20 protein-coding genes are annotated in these 22671 nt (G+C 54.3%); 16 read left to right on the top strand and 4 right to left on the bottom strand.

The window, feature by feature from the left end:
* Nucleotides 1–10: 10 nt before the first annotated feature.
* Entirely contained in the window at nucleotides 11–2041 is a 2031-nt protein-coding gene (gene mnmC / locus EX31_RS19660; RefSeq protein WP_037036235.1) for a bifunctional tRNA (5-methylaminomethyl-2-thiouridine)(34)-methyltransferase MnmC2/FAD-dependent 5-carboxymethylaminomethyl-2-thiouridine(34) oxidoreductase MnmC1, read from the bottom strand.
* Nucleotides 2042–2210: 169 nt separating this feature from the next.
* On the opposite strand from mnmC, the gene fabB reads away from it, so the two are divergent.
* The 4 genes from fabB to EX31_RS19640 all read left to right on the top strand — a co-directional run bounded on the left by fabB (nucleotide 2211) and on the right by EX31_RS19640 (nucleotide 6851).
* Entirely contained in the window at nucleotides 2211–3431 is a 1221-nt protein-coding gene (gene fabB, locus EX31_RS19655; RefSeq protein ID WP_013574545.1) for a beta-ketoacyl-ACP synthase I, read from the top strand.
* A gap of 231 nt (nucleotides 3432–3662) precedes the next feature.
* On the top strand, nucleotides 3663–4148 hold the full coding sequence (locus tag EX31_RS19650) for a DUF2946 domain-containing protein (protein ID WP_037036233.1): 486 nt from the start codon (nucleotides 3663–3665) through the stop codon (nucleotides 4146–4148).
* 85 nt (nucleotides 4149–4233) lie between these two features.
* Nucleotides 4234–5706: a PepSY-associated TM helix domain-containing protein gene (locus EX31_RS19645; protein ID WP_037036232.1), complete on the top strand. Its 1473-nt coding sequence runs from the start codon at nucleotides 4234–4236 to the stop codon at nucleotides 5704–5706.
* Nucleotides 5707–5723: 17 nt separating this feature from the next.
* Entirely contained in the window at nucleotides 5724–6851 is a 1128-nt protein-coding gene (locus EX31_RS19640; RefSeq protein ID WP_037036231.1) for an SLC13 family permease, read from the top strand.
* Here EX31_RS19640 and EX31_RS19635 read toward each other — a convergent pair.
* Nucleotides 6844–8331 carry a MocR-like pyridoxine biosynthesis transcription factor PdxR gene (locus tag EX31_RS19635; protein ID WP_231576088.1) on the bottom strand — a complete coding sequence of 496 codons (1488 nt, stop codon included), beginning with the start codon at nucleotides 8329–8331 and terminating at the stop codon, nucleotides 6844–6846. The two genes, EX31_RS19640 and EX31_RS19635, sit on opposite strands and share 8 nt — an antisense overlap.
* Nucleotides 8332–8431: 100 nt before the next feature.
* On the opposite strand from EX31_RS19635, the gene EX31_RS19630 reads away from it, so the two are divergent.
* Entirely contained in the window at nucleotides 8432–8884 is a 453-nt protein-coding gene (locus EX31_RS19630) for a rhodanese-like domain-containing protein (RefSeq protein ID WP_037036229.1), read from the top strand.
* 18 nt (nucleotides 8885–8902) lie between these two features.
* Here the strand turns inward: EX31_RS19630 and flk are convergent, their stop codons facing one another.
* Together flk and EX31_RS19620 are read right to left on the bottom strand one after the other, a co-directional pair.
* The gene (gene flk / locus EX31_RS19625; protein ID WP_013574551.1) at nucleotides 8903–9952 is read right to left on the bottom strand and encodes a flagella biosynthesis regulator Flk; all 1050 of its coding nucleotides are present in this window, start codon (nucleotides 9950–9952) and stop codon (nucleotides 8903–8905) included.
* A gap of 254 nt (nucleotides 9953–10206) precedes the next feature.
* A complete protein-coding gene (locus EX31_RS19620; RefSeq protein WP_037036226.1) occupies nucleotides 10207–11103 on the bottom strand; it encodes a DMT family transporter in 897 nt (298 codons plus the stop codon).
* Nucleotides 11104–11231: 128 nt separating this feature from the next.
* Here EX31_RS19620 and EX31_RS19615 point away from each other — a divergent pair, with 128 nt between their 5' ends.
* The 11 genes from EX31_RS19615 (at nucleotide 11232) to EX31_RS19565 (ending at nucleotide 22445) form a co-directional block, all read left to right on the top strand.
* Entirely contained in the window at nucleotides 11232–12023 is a 792-nt protein-coding gene (locus EX31_RS19615) for an AraC family transcriptional regulator (RefSeq protein ID WP_037036224.1), read from the top strand.
* Between the two features lie 100 nt (nucleotides 12024–12123).
* Nucleotides 12124–13257 carry a 4-phosphoerythronate dehydrogenase PdxB gene (gene pdxB, locus EX31_RS19610; protein ID WP_037036223.1) on the top strand — a complete coding sequence of 378 codons (1134 nt, stop codon included), beginning with the start codon at nucleotides 12124–12126 and terminating at the stop codon, nucleotides 13255–13257.
* Nucleotides 13258–13368: 111 nt separating this feature from the next.
* On the top strand, nucleotides 13369–14379 hold the full coding sequence (locus EX31_RS19605; protein WP_013574555.1) for an aspartate-semialdehyde dehydrogenase: 1011 nt from the start codon (nucleotides 13369–13371) through the stop codon (nucleotides 14377–14379).
* Between the two features lie 2 nt (nucleotides 14380–14381).
* Nucleotides 14382–15212, top strand: a complete 831-nt coding sequence (gene truA / locus EX31_RS19600) for a tRNA pseudouridine(38-40) synthase TruA (RefSeq protein WP_013574556.1) — start codon at nucleotides 14382–14384, stop codon at nucleotides 15210–15212.
* 59 nt (nucleotides 15213–15271) lie between these two features.
* Nucleotides 15272–15940: a DedA family protein gene (locus tag EX31_RS19595; protein WP_013574557.1), complete on the top strand. Its 669-nt coding sequence runs from the start codon at nucleotides 15272–15274 to the stop codon at nucleotides 15938–15940.
* A gap of 262 nt (nucleotides 15941–16202) precedes the next feature.
* Complete coding sequence (gene accD / locus EX31_RS19590) at nucleotides 16203–17117, top strand: acetyl-CoA carboxylase, carboxyltransferase subunit beta (protein ID WP_013574558.1); 915 nt, start codon at nucleotides 16203–16205, stop codon at nucleotides 17115–17117.
* Between the two features lie 188 nt (nucleotides 17118–17305).
* Nucleotides 17306–18592, top strand: coding sequence for a bifunctional tetrahydrofolate synthase/dihydrofolate synthase (gene folC / locus EX31_RS19585; protein ID WP_013574559.1), 1287 nt, complete (start codon nucleotides 17306–17308; stop codon nucleotides 18590–18592).
* Nucleotides 18582–19355 carry a cell division protein DedD gene (gene dedD / locus EX31_RS19580; protein ID WP_037036222.1) on the top strand — a complete coding sequence of 258 codons (774 nt, stop codon included), beginning with the start codon at nucleotides 18582–18584 and terminating at the stop codon, nucleotides 19353–19355. The genes folC and dedD overlap by 11 nt, the downstream gene beginning before the upstream one ends.
* A gap of 347 nt (nucleotides 19356–19702) precedes the next feature.
* Nucleotides 19703–20194 (top strand): colicin V production protein, encoded by a 492-nt coding sequence (cvpA, locus tag EX31_RS19575; protein ID WP_013574561.1) that lies wholly within the window; start codon nucleotides 19703–19705, stop codon nucleotides 20192–20194.
* Nucleotides 20195–20224: 30 nt separating this feature from the next.
* Nucleotides 20225–21742 carry an amidophosphoribosyltransferase gene (gene purF, locus EX31_RS19570; RefSeq protein WP_013574562.1) on the top strand — a complete coding sequence of 506 codons (1518 nt, stop codon included), beginning with the start codon at nucleotides 20225–20227 and terminating at the stop codon, nucleotides 21740–21742.
* A gap of 130 nt (nucleotides 21743–21872) precedes the next feature.
* Nucleotides 21873–22445 carry a UbiX family flavin prenyltransferase gene (locus tag EX31_RS19565; RefSeq protein WP_013574563.1) on the top strand — a complete coding sequence of 191 codons (573 nt, stop codon included), beginning with the start codon at nucleotides 21873–21875 and terminating at the stop codon, nucleotides 22443–22445.
* Nucleotides 22446–22671 lie beyond the last annotated feature (226 nt).

The following is a 22671-nucleotide window of genomic DNA, read 5'->3' as shown; positions in this document are numbered from 1 at the left end:
AAGGGGCTGGTTAATGCGATTCGACCGGGCGGCCTTTCAGCAGTTTTCTGACCCACATCCGGTTCGGATTCAGTGCCGCCAGCGTGTCACTGTCGAGCGGCAGCGGTTCACCGGCAATCTGCGCCGCCAGAATTTCCGCACCCAGCGGCGCTGAACTCAGACCGCGTGAGCCGAGCGCGCCAAACAGAAACAGATTTTCATACACCGGCGCTTCTGCAACCGGGCGATGACGCTGAATATCCAGATCCAGTTTTTTATAGCTTTCCAGCAATGCGTCGTAATCTGACACCGAGCCGATCATCGGCAGATGATCCCGTGTCGCGCAACGCACGCCGTTTCGCGCTTCGCCTTCACTCATATCCACGTCATGCGGCCATTGCTGATCCGGCAAACAGTTGAGTAAACGCTGGCGGTTTTCCTGCTGATCGTCTTCACGGTAATCCGTGCATTTGTCGGCGCGGTGATAGCTTGCGCCAATACAATGATGCTGATTCTGCGGGCTGACCGGCGTCATATAGCCGTCGTAACACAGCACCTGTTTAAGCTTGCTCAGCGCCGGTGTGGTCGGAATATGCGAAACCTGGCCGCTGACCGCGTAAACCGGCAGTTTTTCGGTCTGGCTGAAATCTGTAATGTCCGCACCGTTCGCCAGGACTACCGCCTGATGACGGGCAACATGGCCATCGGCAAAGGTCAGCGCCCACTGCGAATCTGTGTCAAAATTTAATGCGGTCGCGCGCTGGCGATAATGCACCGTCAAGCCCTGCGTTTCGGCCAGCGCAATCAGCGAAGCCGTCAGTTCTGCCGGACACAGCCACGCGCCGAGCGGATACGTCACGCCGCCGCTGCCGCATGGCAATCCGCACAACGCTTCCACATCTTCTTCACTCAGCCCTTTCGCCAGTGCTTCCGGCCAGCCGCCTGTGAGAATGCCGTCAATTTTGCCCTGACTTTTTTCGTCATAACCCAGTTGCGTGACGCCACTCCAGCCGTGATCGAAAGGCACATCCCGCTTTTCAAGCTGTGCATACTGGCGGCGGGCGAAGGTGAAGGCATGGGCAAAGAAGTTTTCCAGTGTGTCGCCGCGGCCATTGAGCAACGGATAAACCGCGCCCTGGCGGTTACCGGAAGCGCCGAGCGCCGGTTTTTCATCGGCGCAATACAGCGTGACCGCAAAGCCACGGCGAAGTAACGCCAGCGACAATACGGCGCTGGCGACGCCGCCGCCGAGAAGCGCGAATTCAGTGGCATTTTTCGCCGCCGGGCGCACATACCATGGTGCGGGATGAGGTACATCAATTTTTGCCGGCAGCACACCGGCTAACATATGCCGCTTTTCGCCGAATCCCGGCACCTTGCTGATGTCAAAACCTGCGTCCTGCAATCCGCGGCGGACAAAACCGGCCACGGTGAAAGTGGCGAATGTACCCTGCGGGCGGGTCATTTTCGCCATAGAACGGAATAACGCCTCCGTCCACATGTCCGGGTTTTTGGAAGGTGCAAATCCGTCGAGAAACCAGGCGTCGACCTGCTGATTCATACTGGTGTCACATGCCGGAAGCAGGGTAGTCACATCGCCGAACCACAGATCAAGCGTGATGCGCCCGTCCGCCAGCAGCAGCCGGTGACAGCCGGAAAAGGCCATCGGCCATTGTTCGCAAAGCTGCGCGGAATACGCGGCGAGTTCGGGCCATTGTGTGTGCGCTGTCGCCAGATCATGGGCAGACAGCGGGAATTTCTCGTAGCTGATGAAATGCAGGCGTTGCAGCACAGCGTCGGGGTGCGCCTCGCGGAACGCATCGAAGGCTTGCCACAGCGACAGAAAGTTCAGGCCGGTGCCAAAACCGGTCTCGGCGATGATGCACAACTGGCGGGGGTGAGCGGCAAAACGCGCCGGAAAATGATTGCCATTGAGAAAAACATGACGCGTTTCCAGCAGGCCGTTCTGATTGGAAAAATAGACGTCATCAAAATGTCGGGAAACAGGTGTACCCTGTTCGTTCCAGCTTAATTCAGCGGGCGTGATCGGGTTATGGCTCACGTGAAACTCTCTCAGTTCAAGGCGATGCCGGAGTTTAACGCTGCGTTTGCACCCGCGCAAATTTACCACGATTTACACAAGGAATTGCTGATCGGACTTGTTCGGCGTACAACTGTACGCTAGAGTGCGTGACGAAATCCCAAATGGTGAATAGTACAAGAGGTATTAAATGAAACGTGCAGTGATTACTGGCCTGGGTATCATCTCGAGCATCGGTAACAACAAGCAGGAAGTTCTTGCATCTCTGCAGGAAGGTCGCTCTGGGATCACCTTCTCGCAAGAGCTGAAAGATGCCGGGATGCGTAGTCACGTCTGGGGTGATGTCAAATTAGACACCGCAGGCCTCATCGATCGTAAGATTGTGCGTTTCATGAGTGATGCCTCGATCTACGCTTACCTTTCCATGCAACAGGCGATTGAAGACTCTGGTCTGACCCCTGAAATGGTTTCCAACGAACGTACCGGCCTGATTGCAGGTTCCGGCGGCGGTTCTCCGCGCAATCAGGTTGCGGGCTCCGACGGTATGCGTGCCAAAGGCCTGCGCGGCGTTGGCCCTTACATGGTGACCAAAGCGATGGCTTCCGGCGTTTCAGCCTGCCTTGCGACCCCATTCAAAATTCGTGGTGTTAACTATTCCATCAGTTCTGCCTGTGCCACCTCTGCACACTGCATCGGTAACGCGGTAGAAATGATTCAGCTGGGCAAACAGGACGTGGTGTTTGCCGGTGGCGGTGAAGAGCTGTGCTGGGAAATGGCGTGCGAATTCGACGCGATGGGCGCACTGTCCACCAGCTACAACGAAACACCAGACAAAGCTTCCCGTACCTACGACAAAGCGCGTGACGGTTTCGTTATCGCAGGCGGCGGCGGTATGGTTGTTGTCGAAGAGCTGGAACACGCTCTGGCACGTGGCGCGCACATTTACGCAGAAATCGTTGGCTACGGCGCAACGTCTGACGGCGCAGACATGGTGGCTCCATCTGGTGAAGGCGCAGTGCGTTGCATGAAAATGGCAATGAACGGCGTGGATACCCCAATCGATTACGTGAACGTGCATGGGACTTCTACCCCGGTCGGCGACGTGAAAGAACTGGGTGCTATCCGTGAAGTGTTCGGCGATAAAACCCCGGCACTGTCTTCTACCAAAGCCATGACCGGTCACTCGCTGGGTGCCGCAGGCGTTCAGGAAGCGATCTATACCTTGCTGATGGCTGAATACGGCTTCATCGCGCCAAGCATCAACATCGAGAACCTCGATGAGCAGGCAGAAGGCATGGACATCATCACTAAACCCACTCAGCGCGAGCTGACGACTGTGATGTCCAACAGCTTCGGCTTCGGTGGCACCAACGCCACGCTGGTCATGCGTAAGCTGAAAAACGACAAATAATCTGTCGCTGAGTCAGTCAATAAAAGCCTGCTTCCGAGCGGGCTTTTTTACATCCATCATCCTTCGGGCCGCCTCTGCGCTGGCTTCGTTCATTCACCTCAGTCACTTACTTTTGTAAGCTCCTGAGGATTCATTCTCTCGCCGCCTTGATGCAACTCGAATGATTTTGGATATGTTTCTCAACAATTCAGGTACAATTTCTCCGCTTCTTATTTTCACCTTGTTGACATAATGCTCTCACTCAGACACATCCATCATCGACATCTGCATGTTCCGGCCTGGCTCGGGATAGTGGCGATCCTGATGTTGTTTATTGCGCCGGTGATTTCTAAATCGCTGGTGGCTGAGGGTGCGCAGCATATGATGATGCCCGGCATGATGATGTCCGATATGGACATGGATATGCCGGATGCAGATATGGCTGACATGAATATGTCAGGTCATCACGCATCATCGATGGAACATTGTCAGAAGCAAGCCTGTAAATCAGCGCCGCAGGATGCGGTGAAAGCTATGCTTTCCGGTGAAATGAGCGATGCTGCCTGCGGTTATTGCGTGCTGCTGGTGCATTTACCGATGCTCGATTTGCAGGCCATGCCGATGCTGTGGTCGCTGGATTTTTCCAGCCGTGCCCCTCCGCGTGCTGTTATACAACGTCTTATCCCTTCGCTGTTTTTCACGGATTCCCAACCCCGCGCACCGCCTGTTTTTCTGTAACTGCCTCTGAATCAATTTTTTCAAGTTAACTGCGATTGTTATCGCTGTTGACGGCGTGCTATTTGAAATTCAGGAAATCAGATTTATGAATCAACCTGCAAACCTGCCTGCCAGCGCGGGTAAAAAAATGCCTGCACAAGCGGCCTTTCTGGCGTTGCTGCGCCGTGTGCATTTTTACATTGGCCTGTTCGTCGGACCGTTTATTTTTGTCGCGGCACTCACCGGTACGTTGTATGTGCTGACCCCTCAGTTCGAAAATTATCTCTATTCTGATGCGCTCTTCACCTCCTCACACGGCGAACCGCAGCCGCTTTCCCGACAGATTGATGCGGCGCTAAACGTAACCGGTCAGGATAGACAGATTTATGCGGTCAGGCCGGCTCCGTCTGCCGGTGAGACCACACGGGTCATGTTTTCTGATCCGCAACTGGGCGCCTCCAAAAGCCGGGCGATTTTCATCGATCCGGTGACGCTGGCGGTGAAAGGGGACATGACGGTGTACGGCACCAGTGGCATTTTGCCGTTCCGCACCTGGCTGGATGATTTACATCGCGGCTTACTACTCGGTGATGCGGGGCGTATTTACAGCGAACTCGCCGCCTCCTGGTTGTGGGTAGCGGCATTGGGTGGCGTGGTGCTCTGGTTCACTGGCCGCCGTCAACCCCGCCAGTTGCGTAAGGTCAGCGGGAAAGCGGAAAAACAGCAGCACAGTCGCCGCTGGCACAGCACGCTCGGCCTGTGTTTACTGGCTGGCTTACTGTTCTTCTCCGCTACCGGCCTGACGTGGTCGCAATGGGCGGGTGACAATATCGGTGTGCTGCGCGCGTATATGGGCTGGATGACGCCTGCCGTGAAAACCAGTCTGGATCCGCAGGCGGTCGCCGCACCTGCGGATGAACATGCGGAACATCATGCGCAGATGGCAGACATGCCTGATATGCCGGGAATGGACATGTCTGCGCATAAAATGCCTGCTGTGCCGCAAGCCGTCGCTGTTTCTGCACAGACTTTTGATGCAGTGGTACAGGCGGCGCGTGAGTCTGGCATTACGGCGAACAAGATTGAAATCCGTCCGACGTATAATGCGGAGAAAGCCTGGACGGTGACGGAAGTTGATCGCCGCTGGCCGACGCAGGTGGATGCGGTGTCCGTCGATCCCCGCTCCATGCAGATTGTCGATCACGTGCGGTTTGCTGATTTCCCGTTGCTCGCCAAACTCACCCGCTGGGGCGTGGATGCACATATGGGGATTCTGTTCGGCGTCTGGAATCAGGCCATCCTGGTGATTTTTGGTGTCGGACTTTGCGTGATGATTGCCTGGGGATATCGCCTGTGGTGGCTGCGCAGAACGGTCAGCAATGACGGTAGTCATCCGGTTGTTACTCTGCTGCAAACCTGGAAGTCGGTGCCGTTCAGCCTGCAATGCCCGATTTTGGTGATCACGCTCGGTCTGGCAATTTCATTGCCAGTAATGGGCGCGAGTTTACTTATTTTTATGCTGATCGATGTTATCCGCTGGCAGCGGCGAAATTCTTCGGGTAACGTCAGCGCATTCTGATCAGAGAAGAAAAAAACATGTTGATGGCGGCATCTGGCTCTGTATTGAAGCCTTTTTTACGTGACAGATTTTTGCATCTGTTAATCCTGCTTGGCGTCATTCTGACCCTGTTCCAGCCGGAGAAAATCAGCCGGTTCCCGCAGTTTGTGGACTGGGACACGATCGTAACTTTGCTGGGTTTGCTGATGCTGACCAAGGGCGTTGAGGTCAGCGGTTATTTTGATTTTGTTGGCCGTAAGATGATTAACGCCATCGACAATGAGCGGCGGCTGGCGCTGTTTCTGGTCACTGCGGCGGCGCTGCTGTCCACGTTTATGACCAATGACGTCGCACTGTTCATCGTGATTCCGCTGACGATCACGCTGAAGAAACTGACGTCGTTACCGGTGACGCGGCTGATTATATTTGAAGCGCTGGCGGTGAATGCCGGTTCGCTGCTTACGCCGATCGGTAATCCGCAAAATATCCTGCTATGGAATAAATCCGGTCAGTCGTTCCTGCATTTTATCGGGCAGATGGCACCGCTGGCGCTGATAACCCTGGCTGCATTATTGCTGGTGACCTGGTTTTGTTTTCCGTCGCATAGTCTGAAAAAGATTGAAAACAATCAGGGATACCCTTTCCGCAAGCGTCTGCTGGTAAGCTGCGTCGTCCTTTACGTGGTGTTTATTGCCTGTGTCGATCTGGGGCTGGCGTTGTATGGGTTGCTGGCGGTGATCCTGTGCTTTTTATTGCTGGCGCGGAATGTTCTGCTGCGTATCGACTGGCCGCTGATCCTGGTGTTTATCGTGATGTTTATCGATGTGCGTTTACTGGTCGGGTTGAATGCCCTGCAGCCTGCGTTTACCCACATTCATAGCTTGCCAGATTACGGACATTATCTGCTGAGCATCGGGCTTTCTCAGGTGATCAGCAATGTGCCTGCGACGATCCTGATGATCAACTATTTACCTTCCGGGCCGCTGCTGGCTTATGCCGTCAATGCCGGCGGTTTCGGGCTGGCGATAGGCTCACTGGCCAATCTCATCTCGTTACGCATGGCGAATGACAAAAAGATCTGGCTGCGGTTTCACTATTACTCTTTCCCGTTCCTGCTGTTCAGCGGCATCACGGGCTGGCTATTGCTGACGCTGTTTGTTAAATGACAGGCACCTGCAGCGAAGCCAGACGGTTCACGGCGGCGGTGATTTCAGCGGGGGTTAATGCTGAGAACCCGAGCAGCCAGCCGTCCTGATGTTGTGTCACTACACCGGCGCTGGCGGTAAACAAAGGTGAAAGCCGTGGCGTCTCAACGCCAGCCTGTGCGGCAAGGGCGCTGAAATGCGGTTCCTGCCCGGCAGGCAGACGGGCAGCGAGCTGTAACCCTCCGGCTGCCACCTGAGGTGTCAGCCATTCAATCTTTTGCTTAATTTGCGCCAGCAGATGATCACGGCGGCTATGGTAAAGCTGACGTGACAAGCGCAGATGTGAAGCGAAATGCCCGGCCTGCATAAATTCCGCCGTGACGGCCTGCATCAGTTGCGAAGAATGGCCGTCATTCACGGTGCGCATCATCACCATTGGCGCCACCAGCGCAGGCGGTAATACGGCATAGGCCAGCCGCAAAGACGGAAATAAAACTTTCGAGAACGTCCCCACATAAATAACCCGCTGATGTTTATCCAGCCCCTGCATGGCCGGAAGCGGTCGCCCGTCGTAATGCAGTTCGCTGTCATAATCATCTTCGATGATCCAGCTGTTGTGACGTTTCGCGTATTCGAGCAGGTGTAAACGGCGTGACAAACTCAGGCTGACACCGGTCGGGTAATGGTGTGATGGTGTCAGGTACATAAGGCGTGGCACGGGTGAATCAGCTTCCGGTGCCATTCCCTGTTCATCCACCGCATTGGCGCAAATGTCGGCTCCGGCACTGGCAAACGCGTTGCGGGCGCCCGGATATCCCGGCTGCTCAACCCAAACCCTATCCGCCGGATCAATCAGCAGCATCGCCAGCAGTTGTAATGCCTGCTGAGAACTGGTGGTGATCAGGATGTGTTCAGCGCTGCAAATGACCCCGCGTGACTGCTGAAGATAGCTGGCCAGCGCCTCGCGCAACGGCAAATACCCTTGCGGGTCGCCATATCCCAGCAGACGTTCGCCCTGAGTCCGCAGTTGTCTGGCGGTGATTTGCTTCCAGATTTTCAGCGGGAAGGCGCGCAGATCAGGCGAGCCGGCTGCAAAGGCGACGGGCGATTGCGGATCACGACAACCGCCGGTGGCGACAATTTTCTCTCCGCGCGCTGACAATCCCGCCAATCCCGGTGGGATGACTTTACTGTTTCGGGAGGACGGAGCGCGGGGCAGTGACTGGCTGACAAAGGTGCCTTTGCCGGTATGGCGCTGAAGATAGCCCTCCGCTTCTGCCTGCGCGTAGGCGGCTTCCACGGTCACCCGTGAGAGTTTCAGATCACAGGCCAGGATGCGGGAAGAGGGCAAGCGTTCTCCGCCAGCCAGCGCGCCGGAATTGATGGCCTGCCGCAACGCAGCACACAGCCGGTCACGCAAACCTGCCGCAGCGCCTGAACCGTTGGTCGCTGTGTTTTCGAAAAGCGTAATCAGTGCAGAGGGCTGAGACAGTGCTGGCATAATGGGTCTTATCATCGGCTTGAAATTGGCATTAATCATAAGACCAAAAACAGCGATGATGGAACTGTTTTCAGCCATATCACTTAACGAGGAAGCGTTTATGCAACAAGAGTCTTTTGTTTTGGGATTCGCACCACCGTCACCTGAAATCAGTGCTGCGTATTTGTTGTCGAAACTGAGTTTTTATACTGATGCCGCCGATGTCGCGGCGGATTTACAGAACGGTGTGAGCGCAATTGTGGTTATTGATACCCGTTCTGCTGAACATTATGCACGCGGCCATGTGCCGGGCGCGGTCAGTTTTCCGCATAAACTGATGACAGCAGAAAGCACCCGCGAACTTCGCAAAGACGTGGTGTACGTGACGTATTGCGACGGAATTGGCTGCAACGGTTCGACGCAGGGCGCGTATAAACTGGCGAAACTCGGATTCAGGGTAAAGGAAATGATTGGCGGGCTGGATTTCTGGATCCGCGATCAGCACCCGGTTACGCCAGGTGAAGAACGCGGACAGTATTCACGGGAACAAATGCCGTCAGATTGCGGTTGTTGATAAGGCGTTATTGCAGGATTAAAACAGCAACCACAACAGCAGTACGACCACCACGAACGCGATAAACAACAGCGGCTTGCCGCCCATCGCCTGCATGGACGGCGGCAACATCGCGATAAACGGATTCATGATCGGTTGAGGATCGGTCCGTGTCACGGTGGTGAATGTATCGTCTGTATCATCGGCGCGTGGAGAACGGTCAACCCGCTGGCTGAACAGCACACCAATCAGATCACTGACCTGAACCTGCGTCAGCGGCGTGGAAAGCGTCGCACTGAAACGGTTTTCGGCGTATTCCGTTAGCTGATGAATTTCATGGGTGCTGGCCGGTTGCTTGAGCACGCTCAGCAATGTGGTCAGCGTTGGTGCGGTGGTCTGCTGGCTCAGTGACGCTTTCACCTGCATAAACTGGCTGAGCACCTGAAAATGCTTCGCCGGTATAGGTTCGCCCACTTTCACGCCAACCAGCGTAAACAGTTCCTGCCAGACTTTCACCGGGGCTTCGCCAGTGGCTGCACTGAGGCGGGTGACAAGCTGTTGCAGGCTGTTGTGTTCGGCAGGCAGCAACGGACGATCGGTGACCGGCGTCTGCTGGGGCTGCGGGATATTCATCTGACGGGTCTGGATCAGATCCAGCACCTGTTGCAACTGCGGATGCGTCAGCTGACTCAGCACGGTATGACCGAAATTCTGGCGGATAAAGTCGCTCACCGCCTGCCGGTTATTACCCTGCGGCAGCAGCTCAGTCAGTTGCAGCATCAGCTGGCGCGAGGCATGGCTGTCCTGCGCCTGCGAGAGTTTTCCCTGCAACAGCGCTTCGGCCTGCGGGAACTGCTGCGAGGTGATTTCTGCACCGTGAGGCAACGCAAGATCGTGGCGCAAATTGGCCCAGATCTCAGCAGATTTGATTGGCGTCAGTGCCATCAGTTTGACGATCAGTTTTTCCAGCGTGGTGCGCTGTACCGGCGTTAATGGCAGCTCAGTACCTGCTTTAGCCGGAACGGTCTGACCCTGGGGTTGTGTTCTGTTGTCGCCAACCGGCATGCCCGGGCCGCTCAAAGGTTGCATATCACCGTCCTTCGCTGGAAATTTAAAACGTCGCTTAAACTCAATGATAAGTAAAAAGCACGGCGCAGAGCGCGGAAGCGCCTCATCATACCTGCAAAGTGTTTTAATCGACACAGTGAATAGCAGGCTGAGAAAGATTCTTCAGGATATTGTTTCCTAAAACAGCCGCTAAAAACGTCTGGCGGGGCGCGAAAGCAGAAAGTGGAGGGAAGGCTCCGCCCTCTTCAGTGAAGATGGCATACGATTGAGATAATTTATTTTTGTTTCGCGGACGCGCTACGGGTGAACAGCGGCTTTCGCAAACGCTGTGCCAGAATGACCCCGGCAAGCGTGATACCTCCGCCAATCAGATGGTAGCTGTGCAACTGTTCGTGCAGAAACAGTACGGCGATGACCGCAGTGAAAATCGGCGACAGATTCATGAAAATCGACGCTTTATTGGCACCCAAACGGATCACGCCCTGGATCCACAAAAATGGCGCAATAATTGACGCCGGGATCCCGGCGAAAAGCACCAGCGGAATATTATGTGCCGTCAGGCTGACATCCTTCGCGAGCAGGAAGTTGGGCAGCAGCAATAAAACGCCGAAAATGATCTGCACATACAACGACTGCCAGTTCGGCAGCGGGATCGCCCAGCGTTTGGTGAGCACGCCATACAGCGCGTAGGAGGCCGAAGCCGCAAACATCATCAGTTCGCCCGTGCCGATGCCGTGTTGCAGCAACTGCGCCGGATCCCCGGCACTGACCAGCCAGACTAAACCGCCGAGGGAAATAATACTGCCCAGCGCCACACCTAGTGTCGGGACCACACTGAGCACAAACAGGCCAATCAGCACGGTCAGCAGCGGGATGAGTGAATTCAGGATGCCCATAAACAGTGCGCTGACGCTGTGTGCGGCGTAGTAAGCCAGACTTTGATACAGCACCATGCCCAACAGGCCGAGGATCAGCAGTTTCCACCCGTATTGTTTCACCACCTGAAGGTTGCGCAGCATGCCGGGCAGAACGAAAGGCGTCAGCGTCAGCAATGCCAGAAGCCAGCGGTAGAACGAAATGGCGGCAGGATCAATCGCGCTGGCCGAGGCTTTGCTGACAACAGCATTCAGCGACCAGATCAGGACGGCGAGCAGGGGAAAGAGCACATTCATTGAATATTATTCCTGAGTAAATCGTCACGTCAGTGTACGGTTGTCTTATTTGTTATATATAACGATAATCAGACAACTGATCGCGTAATTCAGACAATCCTCGTGTTGCTCACAGACAAAAGGTATTTATGCCCGCGCCCCGTAGTTCTTTGCCCCGATATTACCCGCCGTTACCGGAAAAGATGCCGGTGACCCTGCTTTTTCGCGGGGAAATTGTGGAGGGGAATTCTGAGTATGTTGAGCATTCACATCCGTGGAGCCAGATTATCTGCGTGAAATCCGGCGTTCTTGCCATGCGCGTGGCCGGACAGCGTTATCTGGCCCCGCGTGAATTCGCTATCTGGGTGCCCGCAGGGGTTGAGCATTCAAGCTATAACCGTAAAACCACGCGTTTTTGCGTCATTGATATCGCGCCTGAGCTGGATACCCATCTGCCCGCCGGGCCTTGTCTGCTGACGCCGACGGCCATTTTTAACGCCATTGCTGATGACTGTTTCTCACGGAATATGACCGAGCCGCAGAGTGAAACGGATCTGCGTATGTGCCGCGTTTTACTGGATCAAATCAGTCTGGCACCCCGTCAGAACACTTATTTACCCACATCGGAAAATAAATTACTGGCCCCCGTTCTGAGCGCACTGGAGAAAAACCCGGCGGATAATACGTCGCTGGCGCAATGGGCGAAGCAGGTGTATACCACCGAACGAACGTTGTCGCGGCGTTGCCAGCAGGAACTGGGGATGAGTTTTGCCCAATGGCGTCAGCGGTTGCGTTTCCTGCATTCGGTCTCATTGCTGGAGCAGGGGAAAACGGTGCAGGAAGTCGCGCTTGATCTGGGCTACAGCTCGTCTTCGGCATTTATCGCCATGTTCCAGCAGGTTTCCGGCACCACGCCGCAGCGTTTTCGTAACGACAGGTAAACCTGTGCCCTGAAAGTTGGGATCTGGCCCGGTATCGTGGCAAAATCAATGCCCTCTTTATTTTCTATTCTTTCTTTAGGCCATGCTGCCGGAGACAAACGTGAAAATCCTGGTTGATGAAAATATGCCGTATGCCGTCGAGCTTTTTAGCCGGTTGGGGAACGTGCAGGCCGTACCTGGCCGTCCTATCCCGCAAGATGCCCTGAATGATGCCGATGCGTTGATGGTGCGGTCTGTGACCAAAGTGAACGAAAGTTTGCTGGCGGGAAAACCGGTGAAATTTGTGGGTACCGCCACGGCGGGCACCGATCACGTTGATGATGCATGGCTTGCCAGCGCAGGGATTGGTTTCTCGGCCGCGCCCGGCTGTAATGCCATTGCCGTGGTGGAATATGTTTTCTCATCCTTGCTGATCCTTGCTCAGCGCGACGGTTTCCATCTGCGCGATAAAACGGTCGGGATCATTGGTGTCGGTAACGTCGGTTCACGTCTGAATACCCGCCTTGAAGCGCTGGGTGTACGCACGTTATTGTGCGATCCGCCGCGAGCCGATCGGGGTGATGCCGGTGAATTCTGGCCGCTTGAGAAGCTGGTCGCTGAAGCCGATATCCTGACGTTCCATACGCCGCTGAATATGTCCGGCCCTTATGCCACACATCATCTGGTGGATGCGGATTTACTGGCGCGTCTGCCCGCTGACCGGATCCTCATTAACGCCTGTCGTGGTGAGGTAGTGGATAACGCCGCGCTGCTCGACGCACTGAGTGGCAGCAAAAAACTGACGGCTGTGCTGGATGTCTGGGAACCGGAACCTGATTTGTCGTTAGCGTTGCTGGATAAAGTTGCTATCGGCACGGCACATATCGCCGGTTACAGCCTGGAAGGGAAAGCACGCGGCACCACACAGGTGTTCGAAGCATTCAGTCAGTTTATCGGTCAGCCACAAACGGTGCCGCCGGAATCATTACTCCCTGCGCCTGAATTTGCCGAAGTGACGCTGAGTGGCGCGCTGAGCGAAGCCAAACTGCTGCGTCTTATTCACTTAGTGTATGATGTGCGCCGCGATGACCGGCCTTTGCGCCGTGTCGCCGGAAAACCGGGCGAATTCGACAAGCTGCGTAAGTTCTATGAAGAACGTCGTGAGTGGTCATCTTTACGGGTGATTTGCGACGATGCGGCGACCGCCGGTGTGTTGAAAAAACTGGGCTTTAACAGCCAGTTAGCCACTGCTTAAAACGGCCTTAAGTTTTTTCGCCGCGAGTGGTGTGATAACACGTTTGCAAACAGGGCGGTGATCATCATCGCCCCTTGTATTTTGTACTTTTATTTTCTGGAGAATACCAACATGTCTGATGGCTGGAATATTGCGCTGCTTGGCGCAACGGGCGCAGTCGGTGATGCGTTACTGGAATTATTGGCTGATCGTCAGTTCCCGGTTGGTGAGCTCTTCCCGCTGGCAAGTGAACGCAGCGCCGGTAAGACCGTGCGTTTTAACGGCAAAAGTCTGCGCGTACAACAGGCATCTGAGTTCGACTGGTCGCAGGTTCAACTGGCGTTCTTTGTTGCGGGTTCTGAGGCTTCTGCCTTGTATGCCGAAGAAGCGGCAAATCAGGGCTGTCTGGTCATCGACAGCAGCGGCCTGTTCTCTCTTGAACACGATATTCCTCTGGTGGTGCCGGGCGTGAACCCTGACGCACTGTCTCATTACCGCAACCGCAATATCGTGGCCGTGGCCGACAGCCTGACCAGCCAACTGCTGACCGCCATCAAACCACTGACCGAACAGGCCGGTTTGTCGCGTCTGCATGTCACTTCGTTGCTTTCCGTTTCTGCGCTGGGCAAAGCCGCGGTTGACGATCTGGCCGGGCAAAGCGCCCGTCTGCTGAACGGCATTCCGGCAGAAGAGGGCATTTTCAGCAAACAACTGGCGTTTAACCTGTTACCGCTGGTCAGTGATGAAGAGGGCAGTGTGCGTCAGGAACGCCGCCTGGTGGATCAGGTTCGCAAAGTGTTGCAGGACGATGGGCTGCCGATTTCTGTCAGTTGTGTGCAGTCGCCGGTGTTTTACGGTCACGCGCAGGTGGTTCATATGGAAGGTTTGCGTCCGCTGTCAGCGGAAGAAGCGCGCGCTGAACTCGAACGCATTGATGATATTAATCTGAGCGATGAAGATGATTTCCCGACGCAGGTCAGCGATGCGTCCGGTAATGCCAATCTGAGCATCGGTTGTATCCGTAATGACTACGGCATTCCTGAGTTACTGCAATTCTGGTCAGTGGCTGACAACGTCCGTTTTGGCGGCGCACTGATGGCGGTGGAAACTGCCGAGAAGCTGATTAACGAGTACTGGTACTGATTATGTCCGATGAAGTGATCGCTGACGTCAGCACCGCACCGGTTGCCGGACGTGTGGCGTTAGGCATTGAATATGACGGCAGTGCCTATTTTGGCTGGCAGCGTCAGCAGGGCGTCGCCAGCGTGCAGGAGTGTCTGGAAAAAGCACTGAGCCGTGTGGCCAATGCCCCGATCGTCGTGTTTTGCGCCGGGCGTACTGACGCAGGCGTCAGCGCAACGGGGCAGGTAGTGCATTTTGACACGCCGGTGCTGCGCAAAGACGCGGCGTGGACGATGGGGGTGAATACCCATTTGCCCAAAGATATCGCTGTGCGCTGGTGTGCGAATGTGGGCGAGGATTTTCATGCCCGTTTCAGCGCCACCGCCCGCCGGTATCGATACGTTATTTATAACAACCGTTACCGTTCAGCGATTTTGCATGCCGGCGTGACCCATGTTCACATGCCGCTCGACGTCGAAAAAATGCAGCTTGCCGGTCAGGCGTTGCTGGGTGAGAACGATTTCACGTCTTTTCGTGCATCACAGTGCCAGTCGCGTACGCCGTGGCGTTATGTGATGCATGTGAATGTGAGCCGTCACGGCAGCTATGTGGTGGTCGATATCAAGGCTAATGCGTTTGTTCATCACATGGTGCGCAATATCGTGGGGAGCCTGGTGGAAATCGGTGCCGGTAATCAGCCTGTTGGCTGGATGGGAGAACTACTGGCAGCGAAAGATCGCAATCTTGCGGCAGCTACGGGCAAGCCTGAAGGGTTATATCTGGTCTGCGTGGATTACCCTGAGAAATTTGCGCTGCCTCAGGTGAATATGGGACCCCTGTTCCTCGAAGATTAAGGAACGGATCAAGCGATTGTTTAAATGGGCTGTTAAACCGGAAAGAGGTGGAAAATCAAATGGGTTTTATTCACTTTGTCATTGATTTCATTTTGCATATTGATGTGCATTTAGCGGAGCTGGTTGCGCAGTATGGCATCTGGGTTTACGGCATTTTATTCCTGATTTTGTTCTGCGAAACCGGTCTGGTGGTGACACCTTTCCTGCCGGGTGACTCATTATTGTTCGTAGCAGGTGCGCTGGCGGCGTTGCCGGGCAACGACATGAACGTTCATCTGATGGCGTTCCTGATGGCGATTGCGGCGATACTCGGCGATGCGGTGAACTACACTATCGGACGGGTATTTGGTGAACGTCTGTTCAGTAATCCTGATTCAAAGATTTTCCGTCGCAGTTATTTGGACAAGACGCATAAGTTTTACGAGAAACATGGCGGCAAAACGATTATTCTTGCGCGCTTCGTGCCGATCGTCCGCACGTTTGCACCGTTTGTGGCCGGTATGGGGCATATGTCTTACCGCCATTTCGCTGCGTATAACGTGATTGGTGCACTGGTTTGGGTGCTGTTATTTACCTATGCTGGCTACCTTTTCGGCGATCTGCCGATTGTTCAGGAAAATCTGAAATTACTGATCGTGGCAATCATTGTGGTTTCCATCCTGCCGGGTGTGATTGAAATCTGGCGGCACAAACGCGCAGCGGCCAAAGAAAAGCGTCAACAGGATTAATTCCGTACGTTTTTTACGCAAGCGCTTTAAAATTTAAGGCATTAAACCTGAGGGTAGGACCAGTTTTTTATCCACAGTGTCTGGCCGTTATGGTTTAATGAGCGACAATTTATGGTCTGTTCCTGCGAACAACCCTTCTGTGGCGCGGTGTGTGAGGTTTTTTATCACCCCGTACACAGGCGATTTTGGGTAGGTTTCAGGGGACTTGTTACAGCATGAACAGCGGACTGGCTTCGGCCGGGTTCAAACAGAAAGGTTATCGATGAGCTGGATTGAACGAATTCTTAGTAAGAGCACTGACTCGCAAACCCGTAAGGCAAGTATTCCTGAGGGCGTCTGGACTAAATGTGACAGCTGCGGGCAGGTCCTTTACCGCGCCGAGCTTGAGCGCAATCTCATGGTGTGCCCTAAGTGCGACCACCATATGCGCCTTACCGCGCGTATGCGTCTGTCCACTTTCATGGACGAGGGCAGTGAGATTGAGTTAGGCAGTGAGCTTGAGCCTAAAGATGTTCTGAAGTTTAAAGATTCCAAGAAATACAAAGATCGTCTGGTTGCAGCACAAAAAGAAACCAACGAAAAAGACGCCATGGTCGTCATGAAAGGTACGCTGTTTGGCATGCCAATCGTGGTCGCATCGTTTGAATTTGCTTTCATGGGCGGTTCAATGGCGTCCGTCGTGGGCGCACGTTTTGTGCGTGCCGTTGAGCAGGCACTGGAAGATAACTGCCCGCTGGTCTGTTTCTCTGCCAGTGGCGGCGCCCGTATGCAGGAAGCGCTGATGTCGCTGATGCAGATGGCGAAAACCAGTGCAGCACTGGCGAAGTTACAGGAACGTGGCCTGCCATACATTTCTGTACTGACTGACCCTACGATGGGCGGTGTTTCTGCCAGTCTGGCAATGCTGGGTGACATTAACGTCGCGGAGCCGAAGGCGCTGATCGGTTTTGCCGGTCCACGTGTTATCGAGCAAACCGTTCGTGAAAAACTGCCGCCGGGCTTCCAGCGCAGTGAATTCCTGATCGAAAAAGGTGCGATTGATATGATCGTACGTCGTCCGGAAATGCGCGCCAAACTGGGCAGCGTTCTGGCGAAACTGACCGGGCAACCGGAGCCGAAAGTGGCTGACGTCCATGTTGCTGTCAACGGTTCTGCCGCTGACAACCAGGATGCCTGATCGAACAGGGTAAACGCCGGTCAGTTATTCGGGCGGCCACCGCGTGTTGTGCCGCCCACACTGTTTTTCTGCAAAACAGACAGCCGTGCTTTTACTCTGTTGGTGTGATCTGACAAAGAGGGCATTGCCTGCTGTCACAGTCTGGTGATGTAGTGTCGAAGTGAACCTGACAAGGTTGAACGGGACTCATGCAAAATCAACTTATTCCCCAAGCCACGTCGCCTTTGGCCACGTGGCTTTATTATCTTGAACATCTCCACTCTCAGGCTATTGAGCTTGGCCTTGACCGGGTCAAAGCGGTTGCCGCCAAACTCGACTTACTGACGCCAGCGCCGCTGGTTTTCACCGTGGCCGGAACCAATGGTAAAGGCACCACCTGCGCGACGCTGGAATCCATCCTGATGGCGGCGGGTTACCGTGTGGGCGTTTACAGCTCCCCGCATCTGGTGCGCTACACTGAACGTGTCCGTATTCAGGGGGAAGAATTAGCGGAATCTGCGCATTGCGAATCTTTTGCGGGGCTGGAAGCTGGCCGTGGCGATATCTCGCTGACCTACTTTGAATACGGCACATTGTCGGCGTTGCAGCTGTTTAAACAGGCTAAGCTGGATGTGGTGATACTTGAAGTCGGGCTGGGCGGTCGTCTGGATGCGACTAATATTGTCGATGCCAGCGTGGCTGTCGTCACCAGTATTGCGCTGGATCATACCGACTGGCTGGGATCTGACCGCGAAAGCATTGGCCGCGAAAAAGCCGGTATTTTCCGCGCCGGTAAACCGGCCGTGGTTGGTGAGCCGGATATGCCACAATCCATTGCTGCGGTTGCGCAGGAAAAACATGCGGATTTACACCGCCGCGATGTGAACTGGCATTTTTCTGCGGATGCCGGACAGTGGCGCTGGGCAGCGCGGGAAGAAGGTAATGAGGTTAACGTGCTGGAAGGTTTACCGTTGCCGAATGTACCGCTGGCTAACGCCGCGACCGCGCTGGCTGCACTGCATTATTCAACACTGGATATTCCTGAAGCCGCGTTGCGCAGCGGTTTACAGCGCGCTGCTTTGCCGGGACGTTTCCAGACGGTGAGTGAATCGCCGCGGCTGATCCTGGATGTCGCGCACAATCCGCATGCGGCAGCGTATCTGGCCGGACGTCTGGCGGAACAGCCGCGAAAGGGTGGCAAAGTGCGTGCCGTCGTCGGAATGTTGAAAGACAAAGATATTGCCGGTACGCTGGCTTGCCTGTCGCCGCAGGTGGATGAATGGTATTGCGCGCCGCTGGAAGGCCCGCGCGGGGCCAGTGTCGAAGAACTGACCGTCCATCTGCCGCAGGCGCGCCAGTTTGATGATGTGGAGTCTGCCTGGAAACAGGCTATGCAGGAGGCGGCTCCTCAGGATATTGTGATTGTCTGCGGCTCGTTCCATACCGTAGCTCACGTAATGGATGCTATAGACACGGGGAAAACCAGTGGCAAGTAAGTTTCAAAATCGTCTGGTCGGGACGGTCATTCTGGTGGCACTGGGTGTCATCATTTTGCCTGGTTTACTCGACGGCAAGAAAAAGCATTACGAAGACGAATTTGCGTCTATTCCATTGGTGCCAAAACCGGGTGATGTTGAGGAACAGGACTCGGTGCCACCGGTCACGCAATCTTTGCCTGCTCAGCCGCCGGAAGGTGCCGATCAGATGATGAATGGTGAACAGGACGATACAAGTCCTGCCAATAACACCAACGCCGCCAATCATGGCAATGTGGCGCCGGGTAATACCACGATAGAAGCGCCGCCGGTCACCACACTGCCTGAGCAGAAAAAAACGGTGCAGCCTGCTCCTCAAAAACCCAAAGTGATCGAACCGAAACCGATGGTGGAAGCGAAGCCAACGGTGAAACCGAAGCCGGTCGAACAGCCAAAACCGGTTGAGCAACCGAAGGCCGTTGCTGAACAGCCAAAACCGGTTGAACAGCCGAAGGCTGCGCCGGCAGAAAAAGCGCCGACAGGGCAGTCTTATGTGGTGCAGCTTGGCGCATTGAAAAATGCCGCCAAAGCCAATGAGATTGTGGCGAATTTGCGGTTGTCTGGTTTCCGTGCTTACACAGTGCCTGCAACACCGGTACAGGGGCAGATCACGCGCCTGTACGTCGGCCCGGATGCCTCGAAGCAAAAACTCGAAGCGTCACTTCCGCAACTGCAACAGCTGAGCGGATTGGGTGGGCAGGTTCGCGCATACTCCGCACACTGACTTTGCTCCTCCCCCTGCGAAGGGGGAGGCGGGGAGGGGGTTTAGCGGGCAACGCCAGATTCAACGTTGCCATTAATACCCCACCCCAACCCTCCCCTTCGCAGGGGAGGGAGTCGTTAAAACATAAAAAATACCACGGAGGGCACAAGCGATTTGTGCCCTTTTTCTATAAGATCCTCTGGTTGGATTTTTATAGGTTTATGCTGCGATTGAGGTTTTTTTAATCGCTATTATTAATTTGTCTGACCGGCTGATTTCCCCTACGCAAACGTTTTCTTTTTCTGTTAGAATTCGCCGCGAACTGGATGCCGGGGCAGATGTGACTGGATTAGACACTGGAATAGTTAATGGTCTGGATTGATTACGTCATTATTGCGGTTATCGGATTTTCTGCTTTAGTCAGTTTGATCCGTGGCTTTGTTCGTGAGGCTTTATCGCTGGTAACCTGGGCTTGCGCCTTTTTTGTTGCCAGCCATTATTACCCTTACCTCGCCATCTACTTCACACGTTTCGAAGATGAGTTAGTTCGAAACGGGATCGCAATTGCCATCTTGTTCATCGCGACGTTGATCGTAGGTGCAATTGTCAACTATGTGATTGGTTCACTGGTTGAAAGAACCGGGTTGTCCGGCACTGACAGGGTGTTAGGTGTGTGCTTCGGCGCACTGCGCGGGGTGTTAATTGTCTCCGCGATGCTGTTCTTCCTCGATACTTTTACCGGTTTTTCGCAAAGTGAAGACTGGAAACAATCCCAGTTGATCCCACAGTTCAGTTATATCATCAGGTGGTTCTTTGACTACCTGCAGAGCACGTCGAGTTTCTTGCCAAAACATATTTAGTTTTGGCAGCGCTGAAGAGGAAAAGACAACATGTGCGGTATTGTCGGTATCGCCGGTTTCATGCCGGTAAACCAGTCGATTTATGACGCGTTAACGGTGTTACAACACCGTGGTCAGGATGCCGCAGGCATCACCACCATCGACGCGAATAATAACTTCCGTTTACGTAAAGCGAATGGCCTGGTGAAGGATGTTTTCGAAGCCCGCCATATGCAACGCTTACAGGGCAACATGGGTATCGGCCATGTGCGCTACCCAACGGCTGGCAGTTCCAGCGCTTCAGAAGCTCAACCCTTTTACGTCAACTCTCCGTTCGGCATTACCCTTGCCCATAACGGCAACCTGACCAATGCTCACGAATTGCGCAGCAACCTGTTTGAAGGTCAGCGCCGTCATGTGAACACCACGTCCGATTCTGAGATTCTGCTCAATATCCTGGCGAGTGAACTGGATCGTTTCCAGCATTACCCGCTGGAAGCTGACAACATTTTTGCTGCGGTTGCCGCAGTGAATCTGAAAATCCGTGGTGCCTACGCGTGTGTGGCGATGATTATCGGTCATGGCATGCTGGCGTTCCGTGACCCGCACGGTATCCGTCCGCTGGTTATTGGTAAACGTACGCTGGAAGATGGCCGTAATGAGTACATGGTGGCTTCTGAGAGTGTGGCACTCGATACGCTGGGCTTTGAGTTCCTGCGCGACGTTGCGCCGGGTGAAGCGGTGTATATCACCGAAAAAGGTCAGTTGTTCACCCGTATGTGTGCCGAGAACCCGCAGTACAATCCGTGCCTGTTCGAATACGTGTATTTCGCGCGTCCGGATTCCTTCATCGATAAAATTTCCGTCTACAGCGCCCGAGTTCGTATGGGTGAAAAGCTGGGCGCGAAAATTGCCCGTGAATGGGAAGACCTGGATATTGACGTGGTGATCCCGATCCCGGAAACCTCCTGCGATATCGCGCTGGAAATCGCCCGCATCCTGGATAAACCGTACCGTCAGGGATTTGTGAAAAACCGCTATGTCGGCCGTACCTTTATCATGCCGGGCCAGCAGGAACGCCGTAAATCTGTACGCCGTAAACTGAATGCTAACCGCGCTGAATTCCGTGATAAAAACGTGTTGCTGGTGGATGACTCCATCGTGCGTGGCACCACCTCTCAACAGATTGTTGAGATGGCGCGTGAAGCCGGAGCGCGACGTGTTTATCTGGCCTCTGCGGCACCGGAAATTCGTTTCCCGAACGTGTACGGTATCGATATGCCAAGCGCGAACGAGCTGATTGCCCATGGCCGTGAAGTCAGTGAAATCAACCAGATAATTGGTGCTGATGCCTTGATCTTCCAGGATCTGAGCGACCTGATCGCCGCAGTGAAAGAAGACAATATGGATATCGAGAAATTCGAATGTTCAGTTTTCGATGGTGTTTACGTCACCAAAGACGTTGACCAGAACTATCTGGAATACCTCGAAGCCCTGCGCAATGACGACGCTCAGGCGTTGCGTGGCCAGCAGGAAGCTGAAAACCTTGAGATGCACAACGAAGGCTGATTAGCCGGTTGCTGACATCCGCATAAACGCGCCCCTCCGGTGAACACCGGGCGGGCGCGTTTTTTTATGCCTGAATTTATGTCAGTATTGGCACCATCGGGTCCGGGTTCATTTTTCTAAGGCAGTGTTCATGAAACGACTTATCGTCGGTATTTCCGGCGCCAGCGGCGCAATCTATGGTGTCAGGCTCTTGCAGGTATTGCAGAGCGTACCTGATATCGAAACACATCTGGTGATGAGCAATGCGGCCCGCCAGACGATGACACTGGAAACCGATCTCACACTACGCGACGTTCAGGCGCTGGCCGATGTGGTGCATGATTCCCGCGATATCGCGGCCAGCATTTCTTCCGGTTCTTTTAAAACTGCCGGAATGGTGATTTTGCCCTGCTCGATCAAAACGCTTTCCGGCATCGTAAACAGTTACACCGACGGTCTGCTGACCCGTGCAGCCGACGTGGTGTTGAAAGAGCGCCGCCGTCTGGTGTTGTGTGTGCGTGAAACGCCGCTGCATCTCGGCCATTTACGGCTGATGACCCAGGCCGCTGAACTGGGTGCTGTCATTATGCCGCCGGTTCCGGCGTTTTATCATCGCCCGGCCTCGGTGGAAGATATCATCGATCAGACGGTAAACCGGGTGATTGATCAGTTTGATATCGAACTGCCGGAAGACTTATTTGTTCGATGGCAGGGCAGTCGTTAAACTTTCACGTCCCAATACGCACTCATTTCGCGCACTTTAGTTACATTGCACCAACAATGATCACAATTTGATTCATTGGGGTGCAGTGTTAAACCTCCCTTCAGCTATCCTTCCCTCAGACCTTTGAAAACTTTCATTATCCCGATGCTTTTTTGACCGGTTTTCACTCTCTCGCTGCGGAAAGTCGCGATGCGGAGAAACGGCACGAAAAGTGCATGAGAAAATC

The organism is Rahnella sp. WP5 (assembly GCF_000745615.1).
Classification (GTDB): domain Bacteria; phylum Pseudomonadota; class Gammaproteobacteria; order Enterobacterales; family Enterobacteriaceae; genus Rahnella; species Rahnella aceris.
This window is presented reverse-complemented; position numbering and strand designations above follow the sequence as displayed.

Coding starts and splice junctions, on each gene's coding strand:
- fabB (WP_013574545.1), top strand. CDS start 2,211: ATGAAACGTGCAGTGATTACTGGCCTGGGTATCATCTCGAGCATCGGT.
- EX31_RS19650 (WP_037036233.1), top strand. CDS start 3,663: ATGCTCTCACTCAGACACATCCATCATCGACATCTGCATGTTCCGGCC.
- EX31_RS19645 (WP_037036232.1), top strand. CDS start 4,234: ATGAATCAACCTGCAAACCTGCCTGCCAGCGCGGGTAAAAAAATGCCT.
- EX31_RS19640 (WP_037036231.1), top strand. CDS start 5,724: ATGTTGATGGCGGCATCTGGCTCTGTATTGAAGCCTTTTTTACGTGAC.
- EX31_RS19635 (WP_231576088.1), bottom strand. CDS start 8,331: ATGCCAGCACTGTCTCAGCCCTCTGCACTGATTACGCTTTTCGAAAAC.
- EX31_RS19630 (WP_037036229.1), top strand. CDS start 8,432: ATGCAACAAGAGTCTTTTGTTTTGGGATTCGCACCACCGTCACCTGAA.
- flk (WP_013574551.1), bottom strand. CDS start 9,952: ATGCAACCTTTGAGCGGCCCGGGCATGCCGGTTGGCGACAACAGAACA.
- EX31_RS19620 (WP_037036226.1), bottom strand. CDS start 11,103: ATGAATGTGCTCTTTCCCCTGCTCGCCGTCCTGATCTGGTCGCTGAAT.
- EX31_RS19615 (WP_037036224.1), top strand. CDS start 11,232: ATGCCCGCGCCCCGTAGTTCTTTGCCCCGATATTACCCGCCGTTACCG.
- EX31_RS19605 (WP_013574555.1), top strand. CDS start 13,369: ATGTCTGATGGCTGGAATATTGCGCTGCTTGGCGCAACGGGCGCAGTC.
- truA (WP_013574556.1), top strand. CDS start 14,382: ATGTCCGATGAAGTGATCGCTGACGTCAGCACCGCACCGGTTGCCGGA.
- EX31_RS19595 (WP_013574557.1), top strand. CDS start 15,272: ATGGGTTTTATTCACTTTGTCATTGATTTCATTTTGCATATTGATGTG.
- accD (WP_013574558.1), top strand. CDS start 16,203: ATGAGCTGGATTGAACGAATTCTTAGTAAGAGCACTGACTCGCAAACC.
- folC (WP_013574559.1), top strand. CDS start 17,306: ATGCAAAATCAACTTATTCCCCAAGCCACGTCGCCTTTGGCCACGTGG.
- cvpA (WP_013574561.1), top strand. CDS start 19,703: ATGGTCTGGATTGATTACGTCATTATTGCGGTTATCGGATTTTCTGCT.
- purF (WP_013574562.1), top strand. CDS start 20,225: ATGTGCGGTATTGTCGGTATCGCCGGTTTCATGCCGGTAAACCAGTCG.
- EX31_RS19565 (WP_013574563.1), top strand. CDS start 21,873: ATGAAACGACTTATCGTCGGTATTTCCGGCGCCAGCGGCGCAATCTAT.